Here is a 15,505-nt window from a genome sequence, read left to right as displayed (position 1 = left end):
GCGCTTAACGGTTATCCACAACCAAGGCCCTTCGCCGGATTTCTGTCGGGTCCGGCCCCTAATGTCGGATGCATGGACACGCTCACTGACGGCACGGCCTCCGCGGCGTTGCGCGATGTCGTCGGTGAGTTGGCGAGCTATCTCGACGACGTGGCGGCTGATCTGTTCGGCAAGCTGACCGATGCTGACCTGCTGGCCGAGCTACGCGAGTTCGAGATGCTCAGGCGCCGGCTTGCGGTGATCGATCACGCTCTGGTCGCAGAGCTCGGCCGCCGTGCCCTGCCCGGTCGGCTGGTGATGGCGTCGACCTCCGCGCTGCTGCAGGCTGCGCTGCGGCTGTCGCCTCACGAGGCGAACCAGCGGGTGAACGCAGCAGAGGTGTGCGGGCCGCGCTGGTCGCTCACCGGCGAGCAACTCGACACACTGCTGCCCGACGTGGCTGCTGGCCAGGCGGCGGGCGTGGTGTCATCCGAGCATGCCCGGGTGATCGCCGCCACGCTGGAGGAGCTGCCAAGTACGGTCGACCCGTCCGATGTCTCGGCCGCCGAGCGGCACCTGGTCACGGCAGCGACCCACCTGCGCCCACGGCAGCTCGGGGTTCTCGGCCAGCGAATCCTGGCGCAGCTGAACCCGGACGGAGTGCTCGGCTCCGATGAGCAGCACGCGCGGCGCCGGTCCTTCGCGCTGATCCCGGAGGCTGACGGCAGTTACCGGGCACTCGGTCGGCTGACGCCGGCCTGCGGCGCGCTGTTGCAGTCCTGGCTGACTCCACGCTCGGCGCCCCGGCCGGCTGGTGACACGGGCGAGCGCACGTCGGCAGTGGCCGCGGATGCTCGAAGCTATGGCCAGCGGATGCATGACGCCCTGGAGGAGCTGGCCGGGCTCGCGGTACGCCGCACCGAACTGCTCGATTCCGGAGCGCCGGCCCAGGTTCTGATCAGCATGACGGTCGACCAGCTGGGGAGCCGCGAGGGATGGGCCGAGACCAGCTTCGGCCAGTTGCTCACCGTGAGCCAGGCGCTGCAGCTGGCCGACGAGGCAGCGATCAGCCTGCTGCTGCGCGATGCCCGGGGCGTGGTGCTGCGCCACGGGCGAACTAAGCGAGTAGCGACCCGGGGGCAGACGCTCGCCCTCATCGCCCGGGACCGGGGCTGCTCCTTCCCGGATTGCGACAAGCCACCCGAGTGGTGCCAGCGCCATCACATCGTGGCCTGGGCCGACGGCGGGAGCACCGAACTGGACAACCTCACCCTGCTGTGCCACAGCCATCATCGGAACTTCGAGACGGCGGGCTGGAGGTGTCAGATGCAGGACGGACGGCCCGCCTGGATACCGCCTGCCTGGATCGATCCGGAACAGGTACCCCGGCGCAATCACCGCACCGAGCGGAGCGGCTTTCCGTGAGGGGGCCTTTCGTGAGGGTCAGCCTCAATGAGCTGCGTTGCTGCGTCCGGCTGGTGAGTTCGCGCGGGTCAAGCAGGCTGCTCCGCAGCCACCCGGGCCGCTGCTTGAACCGCAGACCAGGCCGGTTGAGCCGCAGGTGGCGCCCTCCGAACTAGTCGAGCTGCCTTCTGGGCCGACCCCGCCGCATGCTGCGCCCTGTGATCGGGCGGCGGCGGCGAGCACCTCGTCCAGTTGCCGCTCCGCGGCCGCGGCCTCGCTCAGCGCCACCGAGCGCCACAGCCCCCAAGCGACTGCGAGCAGCGCCACAGCGAGCACCGCGACCAGCAGGCCCGCCACGATCCAACCGACCCCGTCCAGCGATGCGACCAACACCCCGGCGACCAGGAGCACCACACCCACCGGCGCAAGCATCAGCGCCATCCGCCGCCGCTGGGCCGACGGAATCGTAGTCAGCGCGTCATTCACCCTTCGAGTATCCGCCATACCCCGCGCCGCCGATCGAACCGGTTGCCGCCCGGGCCGCAGCCCAGCGCCCCGGCCGATAGCCGCATGGCCCATCTCCGCCAATCCCCGCCCCGCTGACCGGTAGCCGTGCCGCCGAGCCGCAGCGGGGCAGGCAAGTTGATCTCCGGCCAGCCAGGGCCGAGTTGACCGATAACCGCCGGTAACCGCCGGTAACCGCCCCGCCGGACCCCCGCCCCGCTGGCCGGTAACCGCGTCACCGAATCCCCGCCTCACTCGCCGGTAACCGTGCCGCCGAACCCCCGCCTGCTGGCCGGTAACCTCGTGGCCGTGCGCATCGCGAGATTTGTTCATCCCGGCGGGATCGCCTGGGGAGTGGTGGAGGCCCCCGCCGCAGCCGGCCCGAACCCACCCTTCGACTCCCTGACCGTTGCCGCCATCAAGGACCATCCGATGGGCCCCATCGAGTTCACCGGCGAGCGGTTCGCGGTCGGCGACGTCCGGTTGCTGGCGCCGATCCTGCCCAGCAAGGTGATCGCGGTCGGCCGCAACTACGCCGCGCACGCAGCCGAGCTGGGCAACGACGTGCCGGAACGGCCGCTGATCTTCCTCAAGCCGTCCACCTCCGTGATCGGCACCCATGACGTGATCCGGCTCCCGGTCGACTCCGACCAGGTGGAACACGAGGCCGAGCTCGCCCTGGTGATCGGCCGGGTAGTCAAGGACGTCCCCCGCGAGCAAGCCCTCGACGCCGTCTTCGGCTACACCTGCGCCAACGACGTCACCGCCCGCGATCAGCAGAAGGCCGACGTCCAGTTCACCCGTGCCAAGAGCTACGACTCGTTCTGCCCCATCGGGCCCTGGATCGACACCAGCTTCGACCCGAGCGCAGCCCGGATCCGGGCGCTGGTGAACGGCAAGACCAAGCAGGACGGCAACACCAGCGACATGATCTTCGACGTCGCCACCATCGTCTCGTTCATGTCGCACGTGATGACGCTGGTGCCCGGCGACGTGATCCTGACCGGCACCCCCGAAGGCGTCAGCAGGATCACCGACGGCGACACCGTCACCATCGCGATCGACGGGCTCGGCGAGCTCACCAACCCGGTCCGCGCCCGGTGAGCCCGGCCACCGGATCCGACATCCGGGTCAGGTTCTGCCCCTCGCCGACCGGCACCCCGCATGTCGGACTGATCCGCACCTGCTTGTTCAACTGGGCCTTCGCCCGTCACCACGGCGGCAGCTTCGTGTTCCGGATCGAGGACACCGACGCCGCTCGGGATACCCAGGAGTCCTACGAGATGCTGCTGGACACCCTGCGGTGGTTCGGCATGGACTGGGACGAGGGTCCCGAGGTCGGCGGCCCGTACGGCCCGTACCGGCAGAGCGAGCGCGGGCAGATCTACCGGGACGTGGTCGACCGGCTGGTCGAGGCCGGACACCTGTACGAGTCCTACAGCAGCGTCGAGGAGACCGAGGCCAGGCATCGAGCCGCCGGCCGGGATCCCAAGCTGGGCTACGACAACTTCGACCGGGACCTCACCGACGACCAGCGGGCCGCCTTCCGCGCCGAGGGCAGGGCCCCGGTGCTGCGGCTGAGGATGCCCGATGAGGAGATCATCTGGAACGACCTGATCCGTGGCCAGATCCGGTTCCTGTCCAGCACGGTGCCCGACTTCGTGGTGGTCCGTGCCAATGGCGAGCCGCTGTACACCCTGGTCAACCCGGTGGACGACGCGATGATGCGCATCACCCACGTGATCCGCGGTGAGGACCTGCTGCCGTCGACGCCCCGGCAGATCGCGCTGTACCGGGCGCTGATCGACATCGGGGTGGCCGAGCTGGTGCCGGAGTTCGGCCATCTGCCCTACGTGATGGGTGAGGGCAACAAGAAGCTCTCCAAGCGCGATCCGCAGGCCTCGCTGTACCACTACCGCGACGAGGGGTACCTGCCTGAAGGCCTGATCAACTACCTGGCGTTGCTGGGCTGGTCGATCGCTGAGGACCGCGACATCTTCTCGCCGGACGAGCTGGTCACCGCCTTCGACGGCAGCAGGATCTCCACGAACCCGGCACGCTTCGACCCCAAGAAGTGCCTTGCCATCAACGCCACCCACGTCCGGCTGCTGGACCCCGACGACTTCGCGCGGCGGCTGCAGGGGCACCTCATCCACGCCGGCTTGATCGGCGAGCAGCCTAGCGAGGCTCAGCTGGCCCTGGTCGCCGGCGCCGCGCCGCTGGTCCAGGAGCGGGTGCAGACCCTTGGCGAGGGCACGGACATGCTGCGCTTCCTGTTCGTCTCCGATCAGGACTTCACCCGGGACGAAGCCGCGGTGGCCAAGCAGCTGGGGGAGCAGGGCCAATCGGTGCTGGCGGCCTCCATCTCGGCCCTGGAGAACCTGACCAACTGGAGCACTCCGGCGATCGAGGAGGCGCTGCGGGTAGAGCTGCTCGAGCGGCTGGAGCTCAAACCGCGCAGCGCCTTCGGCCCCTTGCGGGTCGCCGTCACCGGGCGGCAGGTGTCGCCGCCGCTATTCGAGTCGATGGAGCTGCTCGGCCGCGACACCACGCTGGCCAGGCTGCGCAGCGCCCACAGCTAGCGGCAGCCTCCGACCCGGGTCGAATTCGGCAGCGCGGTCGGCGTCGGGTAGAGTCTCGTCTCGGCCCGTTGGACGGTTCGAACGGGCGGTAGTGGGGTATGGGGTAATTGGCAGCCCAACTGATTCTGGTTCAGTTAGTCTAGGTTCGAGTCCTGGTACCCCAGCGCAGAAGCTGGAAGAGTGGTTTGTGCAGCAGGTTGTTGGTTAGCGTGTTCTACCTAGGGCCCCGTCGTCTAGCGGCCTAGGACGCCGCCCTCTCACGGCGGTAGCGAGGGTTCGAATCCCTTCGGGGCTACCCAGTCAGAAGCCTCCGGATCAGTTCCGGAGGCTTCTTTGTGTCTAGATGTTGTGGCTCTGGTCGGACTTGACCACAATCCCAGCCGTCCCACCGCCTTCAGTGCCGCTCGCCCCCGCCGATAGGCAAGGTCGCCTGCCGAAAACAGTTCCGGCCCGGCTACCTGTGTGGAGATGCCGATGCGATACCCCTTGCTCGCCCCCTCGTTCGTCAAACCTGTCCGGATGATCATGGCGCTTGCCCTGACGATGGTGCTGGGCGGAGGCTTGGCGGTAGCCACCGCGCCGGCCAGCTCGGCGGCCGTACGCAGCCTGCCCACCCCCGTCGGCCTGCCGGTGGCGATCGAGCCGCTGGCCGCCTACGTCGAGCAGGTCTCGTGCCAGCCCGGCTACCGCACCGGCACGCTGGCGCTGGCCCGGATGCTCGTCACGACCTACCCCAACACCAGCTACGCCGGCGCCTACGCCTGCGGCACGAACGGCAACCGCAGCGAGCACTATGACGGGCGCGCCATCGACTGGATGAACTCGGTGCGCAACCCGGTGCAGGCCGCGCAAGCGGCGGCGGTGATCAAGTTCTTGATGGCAACCGACAAGTACGGCAACAAGTTCGCCAACGCCCGGCGGATGGGCATCCAATACGTCATCTGGAACAACAAGATCTGGGGCTCGTGGGACGGCACGTGGTCCGATTACCACGGCTGCGCCAAGACCCCGTCGCCAGCCCTGGACAGCTCCTGCCACCGCAATCACATGCACTTCTCGCTGTCCTGGAACGGCGCCAAGGGCCGGACATCCTTCTGGAGCAAGCGTGCCTTCGCCGCCGCCGACTACGGTCCGTGCCGCACGCGGGAGTTCAACTGGGGCGGCAACTACACCAGCTTCAACGCCCAGCGCTGCCCGTCCTACCCGAAGGTCACGGCTCCGGCCGGCTCCTCCGCGGTCATGAAGTCGCTGGTCACCTACTCCGGTGCCGGGATCTACCCCGGCCAGGCCGGCAGGCCGATCAGCGCCGTCCAGCAGGCCCTGCGGGTGCCTGTCACCGGGCGCTACGACGCCACCACGGTGGCGGCGGTGAAGCGGTTCAAGCAGGCGCACGGCATGGTTGCCACCAGCACCATCGGCTACGGCACCTGGCGCACGCTGCTGGCGGTCTTCAAGCCGAAGGCCTAGCGGCCGGACGGCTGCTCCGGCGCGACCGTGAGATAGCGGCCGCGCCGGTGCGCCAGCGGCGCGGCATCCTCGCCGAAGACGGTATGCGCCACCTGCAACTGGACCAGCAGTCCCCAGCCCAGTTCGGCCGGCGGCTGGTCGGCGAGCACGCAGCCAGCCCAGCCGCCGGCATCGGCCAGCGCCGGGCCCCATTCGGTGTCGATCCACTCACCCAGCCGGAATGGGCCGCCCGGGGCCGGCGCGACGTAGCCGAAGGCGTCCGCCAGCTGCCGGTGCTGCCAGTTGAGCAGGTTCACCACCACGGCTCCGGTGTCGCGCAGCGTGTCCCACAGGTCCGACAGCGGGTCGAGGACGCCCAACACGTAGCCGGGCTCGCCGTCGGCCACCAGCAGTGAGCTGACCGTCAACCCGGCCCGGTTGCCGGCCGAGCCTGCCGTCCACACCGTCACCGGCGAGGGCAGCCGGCCGCGGAACCGCCGCGCCGGGCTGCGGTCTGCTTCCGGCGGCAGGAACGGATGCTCGCTGGAGATGCTCATGGCTCCAGTCTGGCACCGGGCGGCAGCCGTCTTCGGACCGCTCACCCGCGGATGGCACAGTGGAGCTCCTGGCGGCTGAGGCGACAAGGCCGGAACGGGAGTGGCGATGAGCATGCGGGTGGGGCTGGTCGGCAACGGCTACTGGGCCAGAACCACCCATGCGGCGGGTCTGCGCGCCGAGCCCTCGGTGGAGCTCAGCGGCATCTGGGGACGCGACCGGGCCAAGACCGCGACGCTGGCCACAGAGCTGGGCACGACCGGATACGACGAGGTCGAGGCGCTGTTCGACGCGGTGGATGCGGTCGCCTTCTCCGTGCCGCCGCAGGTGCAGTCCGAGCTGGCGGTACGGGCGGCCCGAGCCGGCAAGCATCTGCTGCTGGAGAAGCCGATCGCGGTCTCGGTGGCCGAGGCGGACCGGTTGGCCGAGGCGGTGGCCGAGGCAGGCGTCGCCTCGGTGGTGTTCTTCACCGCCCGCTTCGACGCCATCCAGCGGCAATGGATCGACCAGACCGGGCAGCGCTCGGACTGGGACGGCGCCGCCGGTCTCTGGCTCGGCTCGGCGTTCGCCGCGGACAGCCCGTTCGACACCCCCTGGCGCCACGACAAGGGCGGCCTGTGGGACGTCGGCCCGCATGCCCTGGCCATGCTGACCGGAACGCTCGGTCCCATCGTGGAGATCACTGCCCGCCCCGGGCGGCGGGACCTGGTGCACCTGATCCTGGCGCACGAGTCCGGGGCCAGCAGCAGCTACGCGGTCAGCATCGACACTCCCACGGCAGCCTCGGAGGTCAGCCTGAAGGTCTGGGGCGCCGCCGGGCAGTCGGTGTTGCCGGCATCGCAGGGCAACTCCAGCCAGGCGCTGGCCACGGCGGCCCGAGAGCTGGCCGCCGCTGCTCAGCTGCCGGCGCCGAGCCATCCGTGTGACGTGCGGCTGGGCCGGTCGGTGGTCGGGCTGCTCGCCGAGGCCGAGCGCCAGCTCGGGCGCCAGCCGTAGCGGCGGGGGCAGAGAGATGGGAAGGCTGCGATGAGGGTGATGATGCTGGGCGCGCCCGGCTCGGGCAAGGGAACCCAGGGCGAGCGGGTGGCCGCGCACGTGGGCGTGCCGCACATCGCCTCGGGCGACCTGCTACGGGCAGAGGTGCGAGCCCAGACCGAGCTCGGCCGGCAGGTCGTCGGCTGTCTCGATTCCGGCCGCCTGGTGCCCGACGAGCTGGTCTTCGACCTGGTGCTGCCGGTGGTGCTGGCCGCGGCCGAGGCCGGCGGCTACGTCCTGGACGGATTCCCCAGATCGGTCGCGCAGGCCGTCAAGCTGGCCGAGCACGCGGCCGGCCCGGAGCGGGTGATCTTCCTCTCCGTGCCGGAGCCGTTGCTGGTGCGGAGGCTGCTGGAGCGGGCAGCGGTGTCCGGGCGCAGCGACGACACGCGCACGGTGATCACCGATCGGCTGCGGCTCTTCGAGTCCGAAACCCGGCCGTTGATCGATCATTACCGGGCCGAGGGCGTGCTCCAGGAGGTGGCCGCCGACCTGGCTGTGGACGAGGTGACGAAGGCGATCCTGGCGGCGCTGTGAGCAGTTGGATCAAGTACTCTGAATCATATCTAATAGTATAAATCGTACGTGTATTCGGCAATTTCACCCCCACATGGGCCTCCCAACGGCTAGACTGCTTAGATCGGCTATACAGCCAGCCGTGAACGATTCCCGTTCAAAGCAGGTCGACGTCGCTTGCGGGGCACGCTGAGCCAGTGTTGGCTCGAGGGCTGCCGCTGCCGGTTCCGTCTCGCCTCTGGTTGATCACTGAGGTCCGTATGACCGCACTGCCAGACAGCCGACTCTCGTCCGACGGCGAACCCGACTATCACGACCGATCCTTCGCAGACATCGTGGAGCGCCTGTTCCGCGAGTACGAAGACCGGTTGTCCCTGACCGCCATCGTCGAGGTGGTCCGGGAATCCCGCCAGCACCTGCGGGGCTCGCCGGTGGGCGCATTGCCTGAGCTGACCGAACGCCTCGCACACGAGCGACTCGAACGGCTTGCGCAGGCCGCCACCGCTGACTCTCTGGCGTCGGCTCCACATCTGACCGTGCTCTCCTGACGGTCCTTCAGACCCGGCCGGCGACTGCTCCACCATGAGCTTCTGTCCCGGGCGTTTGCAAGAATGGTGATGCCGTAGGCATCCCGTCGATGGTGAGGAGAATCCATTGAGTGCATTGGACAAGGCCAAGAACAAGGCTGAGGAGCTCGGCGGCGCCGCCAAGGAGCACGCAGGCGAGGCCACCGGCGACGACAACCTGCGCGCCGAAGGCCAGACCGACCAGGCCAAGGGCAACCTCAAGCAGGCCGGTGAAAAGGTGAAGGACGCTTTCAAGGACTGAACCCGTCTTCTTTCGTCCCCGCCGGAACCATTCCGGCGGGGACCTGCCATACCTAGTGGTTACGTCGTCGCCCATCCCCGCTGGACGCCCGTTCGGTGTCCACTCAACGCAAGGAGCGCTACATGCTCGGTTTGATCATCTCCCTCATCGTCATCGGCCTCATCGCCGGCGCCCTCGCCCGGCTGCTGGTTCCCGGCCGGCAGGATATGAGCATCGTCGCAACGATCGTGCTGGGCATCGTCGGCTCGTTCATCGGCGGCTTCCTCGGTTACCTGCTCTTCCACAAGGACGGGGACGAGGGCTTCTTCCAGCCGTCGGGCATCATCGGCTCGATCATCGGCGCCATCATCGCCCTGCTGATCTGGCAGGCGGTCGGAAACCGGCGGTCCGCCGTTCGCTGATCCAACACCGGTGACGGCGGCGATCCGTCGGCACCGTTACCGGTGAGAAAGGGGCAGTCGCGTTGTGCGACTGCCCCTTTTGGCGTCTAGGGTCAGGAGCGTCTTGGGGTCAGGAGCGTCTTGGGGCCAGGAGCGTCTGGTCAGGAGGTGGCGGCCTGCAGCCGCTGGGCCGCAGCGGTGAGGATCGGCGCGAGCCGCTGGCCCGGAGAGCGCCCCAGACGCTCGATCGGCCCTGAGATCGAGACCGCGGCGACCACTCGCCGGCCCCTGCCGAAGACCGGCGCCGATACCGAGGCCACCCCTGCCTCCCGTTGGCCGACGGACTGGGCCCAGCCGCGCCGGCGAACCTCGGCCAGCACCCGCTCGGTGAACTCCGCCTGCGCGAGCACCTGCGTGACCGTCTCGGCCGGCTCCCAGGCGCAGAGCACCTGCGCGCCCGAGCCCGCGGTAAGGGGGAGCCGGGCACCCAGGGGCACGGTGGTGCGCAGCCCGGCCGCCCGCTCGGCCGCAGCGACGCACACCCGCTCCAGACCGTCCCGGCGGTACAGCTGAGCGCTCTCGCCGGCGGTGTCGCGCACCCAGGCCAGCACCTCGGCGGCGCGCTCGAGCAGTGGATCGGCTGCGGCGGCGGCCAACTCGGCCAGCCGCGGGCCCGGCACGAACCGCCCCTCGGCATCGCGTGCGAGCAGTCGGTGCACCTCGAGCGCGACCGCCAGCCGGTGTGCGGTTGCTCGGGGGATCGCCGTCCGCTCGACCAGATCGGCCAGCGCGGCCGGGCCGCTGGTGGTGGCGGCGAGGATCGCCACGGTCTTGTCCAGAACGCCGATCCCGCTATGCTGTCCCATAGTTCGATACTACGTTCCCACTATCTGAGAAACAAGATTGATCTGCCCGGTGACGTGCCGGGCGAGAGGACAGGGTGTGATGGGCAAGACGCTGGCGGAGAAGCTGTGGGACAGCCACCTGGTGCGCAGCAAGGCCGGGGAGCCGGATCTGCTCTACATCGACATGCACCTCATCCACGAGGTCACCAGCCCACAGGCATTCGACGGCCTGCGGCTGACCGGGCGGCCGGTGCGCCGTCCCGATCTGACGCTGGCGACCGAGGACCACAACGTGCCGACCACCGACATCCTCGCCCCGATCGCCGACCCGATCAGCCGCATCCAGGTCGAGACGCTCCGGCGCAACTGCGAGGAGTTCGGGATCACGCTGTATCCGATGGGGCATTCCGAGCAAGGCATCGTGCACGTGATCGGCCCGCAGCTCGGGATCACCCAGCCGGGCATGACGATGGTGTGCGGTGACTCGCACACGTCCACCCATGGCGCGTTCGGCGCGCTGGCATTCGGCATCGGCACCAGCCAGGTGGAGCACGTGCTGGCAACCCAAACGCTGCCGTTGGACCGGCCCAAGACGATGGCCGTGACGATCGACGGAACGCTGCCGCCCGGAGTCACCCCGAAGGACGTCATCCTGGCGGTGATCGCCCGGGCCGGCACCGGCGGCGGCCAGGGTTACATGGTGGAGTATCGCGGCGAGGTCTTCCGGCAGATGAGCATGGAGGGCCGGATGACCGTGTGCAACATGAGCATCGAGTGGGGCGCCCGGGCGGGCATGATCGCACCGGACGAGACCACCTTCTCCTACCTGCGAGGACGGCCGCACGCGCCGGCCGGCGCGGCGTTCGACGCCGCGGTGCGGTACTGGTCGACGTTGACCACCGATCCGGACGCGCGATTCGATGCCGAGCTATGCCTGGATGCCGCCGACATCAGCCCGTTCGTCACCTGGGGAACCAACCCCGGTCAGGGCGCGCCACTGTCGGCCCGCGTTCCTGATCCGGCCGGCTTCGCCGACGAGGCCGAGCGGGTGTCGGCGGAGAAGGCCCTCTCCTACATGGGATTGGCGGCCGGAACCCCGCTGCGCGAGATCCGGGTCGACACGGTGTTCGTCGGCTCGTGCACCAACGGCCGGATCGAGGACCTGCGGGCCACCGCGGCGGTCCTGCGCGGCCGCAAGGTCGCCGATGGGGTCCGAATGCTGGTGGTGCCGGGCTCGATGCGGGTGCGGGAGCAGGCCGAGCGCGAGGGCCTGGATGCGGTGTTCATCGCGGCCGGCGCGCGGTGGCGGCAAGCCGGTTGCTCGATGTGCCTGGGAATGAACCCCGACCAGCTCGGCGTCGGTGAGCGCAGCGCCTCGACCTCGAACCGGAACTTCGAAGGACGGCAGGGCAAGGGCGGTCGAACCCATCTGGTGTCGCCGCCGGTCGCCGCGGCCACCGCCATCACCGGCCACCTGGCCAGCCCCGCCGACCTGTAAGGGAATCAAGGACATGGACAAGTTCACCGTGCATACCGGCCGGGCAGTGCCGCTGCGTCGAAGCAATGTGGACACCGATCAGATCATCCCGGCCAGCTTTCTCAAGCGGGTCACCCGAACCGGCTTTCAGGACGCGCTGTTCCAGGCCTGGCGTGCCAACGAGGCAGACTTCGTCCTGAACCAGCAACGCTATGCCGGCGCATCGGTGCTGGTGGCCGGACCCGATTTCGGCACCGGGTCCTCCCGCGAGCACGCGGTGTGGGCGCTCTGGGACTACGGCTTCCGAGTGGTGATCTCGCCACGGTTCGCCGATATCTTCCGGGGCAATTCGCTCAAGGCGGGGCTGCTGAGCGTCGTCCTGCCGGAGAAGGTGGTCCAGCGGCTGCTCGATGACATCAGCGACGATCCGCAGATCGAGGTCACCATCGACCTGCCTGAGCGGCAGGTTCGCTGGCCGGGTGAGGTGCACGGTTTCGAACTGGACGACTACACCCGCTGGCGTTTGCTGGAAGGCTTGGACGACATCGGGTTGACCTTGCGCGACACCGCGGCGATCGACCGCTACGAAGAGGATCGTAAGCCATGGCTGCCGGTGGCGCTGCCACGCTGAGCATCCACCGATCGGCTCGGACGAGTGCCGGACTCAGCTGCCTGATCGGCCGCCGGCGGGCCAGGGCCGCGGTCCCGGTGATCGAGTATCACCCAGCAGTAAAAGATCATGGACGTCTAGGCTGGTCGTCCGAAAGTTCAGATGGTGCTTGCGACACAAGCCGATTGCGTTGTTTCTGGAGCAACCACGCCTTACCGTTCGGCGTGGAGGTCGGCCACGGTGGCTGACCGGCGTCCTGGGAGGACACGTGAACAAGGCTCAGTTCATAGAGGCGCTGGCGACTCGTCTCGGCTCCGACAAGAAGGCAGCCGGGACCGCACTCGACGCCGTACTCGATGAGATCTACACCGTCGTGGTCAGGGGAGAGAAGCTGGCGCTGACCGGCTTCGGCTCGTTCGAGAAGCGCGACCGTGGCGCTCGGGTTGCCCGCAACCCGGCCACCGGGGCCAGCGTCCGGGTGAAGAAGACCTCGGTGCCGGCCTTCCGGGCAGGTGCTGAATTCAAGGCGGTGATCAGCGGCGCGAAGAAACTGCCCAAGCCGGCAGCCAGGAAGGCCGCGACGGCCAACAAGGCGACATCGGCTAGCAAGGCGACGGCCAACAAGGCGACGGCCAACAAGGCAGCACCGGCCAGCAAGGCGACGGCCAGCAAGGCGACGGCCAGCAAGGCGACGGCCAGCAAGGCGACGGCCAACAAGGCGACGGCCAACAAGGCGACGGCCAGCAAGGCAGCGCCGGCCAAGCGAGCTGCGGCTACTTCCGCAGCCACGGGCAACTCGACTAACGGCGCGACGGCCAGGCAATCCGCCAGGGGAGCAGGGAACAGCGCGGCGGCGAGCAAGGCAACGGCAAGCAAGGCCACCGCTGCCAAGTCGTCGCCGGCCAAGTCGTCACCTGCCAAGTCGACTACCGCCAAGTCCGCGCCAGCCAAGGAATCTGCCAGCCGGGCAACCGCGACCAAGTCCGCCTCCGCCAGCAAGGCACCCGCCAGCAAGGCTGCCAGCAAAGCCCCAGCCAGCAAAGCCCCAGCCAGCAAGGCTGCTGCCAGCAAGGCCACAGCGAGCAAGGCTGCTCCAGCGAATAAGGCTGCTCCAGCGAATAAGGCAACGGCCGGCAAGGCGACAGCACGCAAGGCTGCGACACCGGCTTCGACCAGCACCGGTGAGCCGGCGAAGAAGACAGCCAAGCGCGCTGCCAAGCGCTCGAGCTGAGCAAGCGACTCTGCCGGCGAGGCTGACAGTCCCGAGGGCTGACAGTCCCGAGGGCTGACAGTCAGCGCGGCTGAAAGGTCAGCGCTGAAAGGTCAGTGCTGACAGTCAGCGCGGCTGAAGGTCAGCGCTATAAGCCCAGCGCTGGCTAGGCGCTGAAGTTCGGGTAGTAGTCGGCGGCGATCACACCGCCGTTAGCGATCGACAACGCCCAGACGGAGCCCTTGCGTGCCGGGTGCGGCCCATCCGGCACGCCCAGCTGCTCCAGCATCGCCGGTATCGTCTCGCCCTGGCTGCAGATCACCGTCGTGCCCGGCTGCTCCACCCACTCCCGGACCATCGCCAGGCCCGCCTCCGGATCCTTGCCGTAGGCCTCATCCGACAGCGCCGGTGCGCTGAGCACGCGCAGCCCGAGACGGTCGGCCAGCGGCTGGACGGTCTGCTCGCAGCGCACCCGGTCGGCGGCCAGCACCCGTTGCGGTCCGAACGCGGCCAGCACCGGCGCCGCCTCGCGAGCCTGTCGCCGCCCCGCCTTGTCCAACGGCCGCAGCCGATCGTCGCCGGAGTACGCCGACCGCTTACCCGCCTTGGCATGGCGCATCAGCAGCAGGGTATGGGTGTCGCTCGGCAGCCTGGCGAAGTCAGCCAGCACGGTGCGGTCCACCGGGTAGCTCAGCTGCTGGGTCGCCTCGGCCACCGTCGCCCACCGCACCCGGTCGACCTCATCGCCGGCGGTGTGTTCGCCACCCCGGTAGCGCATCACCCAGAAGGACACCTGCTTGATCGAATCGGCGTCGAACCGGTACTCCACCGAGGGCAGCCGCCGACCGGCCGCCACCTCGGCGCCGGTCTCCTCGCGCACCTCGCGCACGGCTGCGACCAGCGGATGCTCACCGGCATGGAGTTTGCCCTTCGGCAGCGTCCAATCCTCGTAGCGCGGCCGGTGCACCACCGCCACCAGCACCCGCTCGCCGTCCTGGCGCCACAGCACCCCGCCGGCTGCCGGGGTAGCTCGACGCTGGCCCCCGTTGCTCACGCGCCGCGTGCGGCCAGCCGGGTGAGCAGCACCTGCTGATAGTCCACCGACTTGCTACCGCCACGGCGGACCCACTGGTCATCGGGCTGCAGCTCCCAGGCGGAGATGTCCGGATGGAAGGCCAGATCGAGCGTGGTGCGCAACTGCTCGGCGTTGGCGCCGGTGACCTGGGTGAGCACCTCGACCCGCCGGTCGAGGTTGCGGTGCATCATGTCGGCCGAGCCGATCCAGTATTCGGGCTGGCCGTCGTTGGCGAAGTAGAAGATCCGGGAGTGCTCCAGGAAGCGGCCGAGCACCGAGCGGACCGTGATGTTCTCGCTCAATCCCGGCACACCGGCCTTGATGGTGCAGAAGGTCCGCACCATCAGCTCGATCTTCACTCCGGCCTGCGACGCCCGGTACAGCGCGTCGATCAGGGTCTCGTCCACCAGGTGGTTGCACTTGATCTGGATGACCGAGGCCCTGCCCGCCTTGGCATGGTCGATCTCGCGCTCGATCCGGGTGAGCAGCCCCGGCCGCAGTCCCTGCGGAGCGACCAGCAGCGTCCGGTACTCGGTCTGGCGGGAGTAGCCGGTCAACACGTTGAAGAGGTCCGTCAGGTCCGCGCAGATCCTCTCATCGGCGGTGAACAACCCCAGATCCTCGTACAGCCGCGCAGTCTTGGGGTGATAGTTCCCGGTCCCGATATGGGCATAGCGGCGCAGCGAGCCACCCTCCTGGCGTACCACCAGCGAGGTCTTGCAGTGCGTCTTCAAGCCCACCAGCCCGTAGACGACATGGCAGCCGGCCCGCTCCAGCGCCCGGGCCCACTTGATGTTGGCCTGCTCGTCGAACCGAGCCTTGATCTCCACCAGCGCCATCACCTGCTTGCCTGCCTGGGCTGCGTCGATCAGCGCGTCGACGATGGGCGAATCACCGGACGTGCGGTAGAGCGTCTGCTTGATCGCCAGCACGTTGGGGTCGGCCGCGGCCTGCTCGATGAAGCGCTGGACGCTGGTGGCGAAGGACTCGTAGGGATGGTGCACCAGCACGTCGCCGTCGCGCAGGGTCGCGAAGACCGACTTCGGCGTCTCGCCGTCG

Annotated in this window: 17 protein-coding genes and 2 tRNA genes; 14 read left to right on the top strand and 5 right to left on the bottom strand. The window is 68.9% G+C overall.

The window, feature by feature from the left end:
* Positions 1-72: 72 nt before the first annotated feature.
* Positions 73-1,404, top strand: a complete 1,332-nt coding sequence (locus VF612_RS00540) for an HNH endonuclease signature motif containing protein (RefSeq protein WP_408657891.1) — start codon at positions 73-75, stop codon at positions 1,402-1,404.
* Between the two features lie 24 nt (positions 1,405-1,428).
* Here the strand turns inward: VF612_RS00540 and VF612_RS00535 are convergent, their stop codons facing one another.
* On the bottom strand, positions 1,429-1,869 hold the full coding sequence (locus VF612_RS00535; protein ID WP_408657890.1) for a hypothetical protein: 441 nt from the start codon (positions 1,867-1,869) through the stop codon (positions 1,429-1,431).
* 327 nt (positions 1,870-2,196) lie between these two features.
* Between VF612_RS00535 and VF612_RS00530 the strand changes: the two genes are divergently transcribed.
* The 5 genes from VF612_RS00530 to VF612_RS00510 all read left to right on the top strand — a co-directional run bounded on the left by VF612_RS00530 (position 2,197) and on the right by VF612_RS00510 (position 5,936).
* Positions 2,197-2,991 (top strand): fumarylacetoacetate hydrolase family protein, encoded by a 795-nt coding sequence (locus tag VF612_RS00530; RefSeq protein WP_408657889.1) that lies wholly within the window; start codon positions 2,197-2,199, stop codon positions 2,989-2,991.
* Positions 2,988-4,469, top strand: a complete 1,482-nt coding sequence (gene gltX / locus VF612_RS00525; protein ID WP_408657888.1) for a glutamate--tRNA ligase — start codon at positions 2,988-2,990, stop codon at positions 4,467-4,469. The genes VF612_RS00530 and gltX overlap by 4 nt, the downstream gene beginning before the upstream one ends.
* Positions 4,470-4,561: 92 nt before the next feature.
* Positions 4,562-4,633, top strand: a tRNA-Gln gene (locus VF612_RS00520).
* 58 nt (positions 4,634-4,691) lie between these two features.
* Positions 4,692-4,764: transfer RNA gene (locus VF612_RS00515), tRNA-Glu, on the top strand.
* Positions 4,765-4,943: 179 nt separating this feature from the next.
* On the top strand, positions 4,944-5,936 hold the full coding sequence (locus tag VF612_RS00510) for a peptidoglycan-binding domain-containing protein (protein WP_408657887.1): 993 nt from the start codon (positions 4,944-4,946) through the stop codon (positions 5,934-5,936).
* Here the strand turns inward: VF612_RS00510 and VF612_RS00505 are convergent.
* Positions 5,933-6,472, bottom strand: a complete 540-nt coding sequence (locus VF612_RS00505; RefSeq protein ID WP_408657886.1) for a flavin reductase family protein — start codon at positions 6,470-6,472, stop codon at positions 5,933-5,935. The two genes, VF612_RS00510 and VF612_RS00505, sit on opposite strands and share 4 nt — an antisense overlap.
* Before the next feature lie 106 nt (positions 6,473-6,578).
* On the opposite strand from VF612_RS00505, the gene VF612_RS00500 reads away from it, so the two are divergent.
* The 5 genes from VF612_RS00500 to VF612_RS00480 all read left to right on the top strand — a co-directional run bounded on the left by VF612_RS00500 (position 6,579) and on the right by VF612_RS00480 (position 9,250).
* Positions 6,579-7,466 (top strand): Gfo/Idh/MocA family protein, encoded by an 888-nt coding sequence (locus VF612_RS00500; protein ID WP_408657885.1) that lies wholly within the window; start codon positions 6,579-6,581, stop codon positions 7,464-7,466.
* Between the two features lie 30 nt (positions 7,467-7,496).
* Entirely contained in the window at positions 7,497-8,042 is a 546-nt protein-coding gene (locus tag VF612_RS00495) for an adenylate kinase family protein (RefSeq protein WP_408657884.1), read from the top strand.
* Positions 8,043-8,281: 239 nt separating this feature from the next.
* The gene (locus VF612_RS00490; protein WP_408657883.1) at positions 8,282-8,569 is read left to right on the top strand and encodes a three-helix bundle dimerization domain-containing protein; all 288 of its coding nucleotides are present in this window, start codon (positions 8,282-8,284) and stop codon (positions 8,567-8,569) included.
* A gap of 106 nt (positions 8,570-8,675) precedes the next feature.
* Positions 8,676-8,849, top strand: a complete 174-nt coding sequence (locus tag VF612_RS00485; RefSeq protein WP_408657882.1) for a CsbD family protein — start codon at positions 8,676-8,678, stop codon at positions 8,847-8,849.
* Between the two features lie 122 nt (positions 8,850-8,971).
* Positions 8,972-9,250, top strand: coding sequence for a GlsB/YeaQ/YmgE family stress response membrane protein (locus VF612_RS00480; RefSeq protein WP_408657881.1), 279 nt, complete (start codon positions 8,972-8,974; stop codon positions 9,248-9,250).
* A gap of 140 nt (positions 9,251-9,390) precedes the next feature.
* Here VF612_RS00480 and VF612_RS00475 read toward each other — a convergent pair whose 3' ends face one another.
* Positions 9,391-10,095 carry an IclR family transcriptional regulator gene (locus VF612_RS00475; protein WP_408657880.1) on the bottom strand — a complete coding sequence of 235 codons (705 nt, stop codon included), beginning with the start codon at positions 10,093-10,095 and terminating at the stop codon, positions 9,391-9,393.
* A 79-nt stretch (positions 10,096-10,174) separates the two neighbouring features.
* On the opposite strand from VF612_RS00475, the gene leuC reads away from it, so the two are divergent.
* The 3 genes from leuC (at position 10,175) to VF612_RS00460 (ending at position 13,392) form a co-directional block, all read left to right on the top strand.
* Positions 10,175-11,572, top strand: a complete 1,398-nt coding sequence (leuC, locus tag VF612_RS00470; RefSeq protein WP_408657906.1) for a 3-isopropylmalate dehydratase large subunit — start codon at positions 10,175-10,177, stop codon at positions 11,570-11,572.
* A 13-nt stretch (positions 11,573-11,585) separates the two neighbouring features.
* On the top strand, positions 11,586-12,182 hold the full coding sequence (gene leuD / locus VF612_RS00465) for a 3-isopropylmalate dehydratase small subunit (protein ID WP_408657879.1): 597 nt from the start codon (positions 11,586-11,588) through the stop codon (positions 12,180-12,182).
* Positions 12,183-12,429: 247 nt separating this feature from the next.
* On the top strand, positions 12,430-13,392 hold the full coding sequence (locus tag VF612_RS00460; RefSeq protein ID WP_408657878.1) for an HU family DNA-binding protein: 963 nt from the start codon (positions 12,430-12,432) through the stop codon (positions 13,390-13,392).
* 145 nt (positions 13,393-13,537) lie between these two features.
* Here the strand turns inward: VF612_RS00460 and VF612_RS00455 are convergent, their stop codons facing one another.
* Both VF612_RS00455 and ppk1 read right to left on the bottom strand, forming a co-directional pair.
* Positions 13,538-14,425, bottom strand: coding sequence for an NUDIX hydrolase (locus tag VF612_RS00455; RefSeq protein WP_408657877.1), 888 nt, complete (start codon positions 14,423-14,425; stop codon positions 13,538-13,540).
* Positions 14,422-15,505 (bottom strand): polyphosphate kinase 1 (ppk1, locus tag VF612_RS00450; protein WP_408657876.1); only part of this gene is annotated, 1,084 nt, incomplete at its 5' end. The genes ppk1 and VF612_RS00455, both read right to left, overlap by 4 nt.

The sequence above is a fragment of the Jatrophihabitans sp. genome (assembly GCF_036388195.1).
Taxonomy (GTDB): domain Bacteria; phylum Actinomycetota; class Actinomycetes; order Mycobacteriales; family Jatrophihabitantaceae; genus Jatrophihabitans_A.
This window is presented reverse-complemented; position numbering and strand designations above follow the sequence as displayed.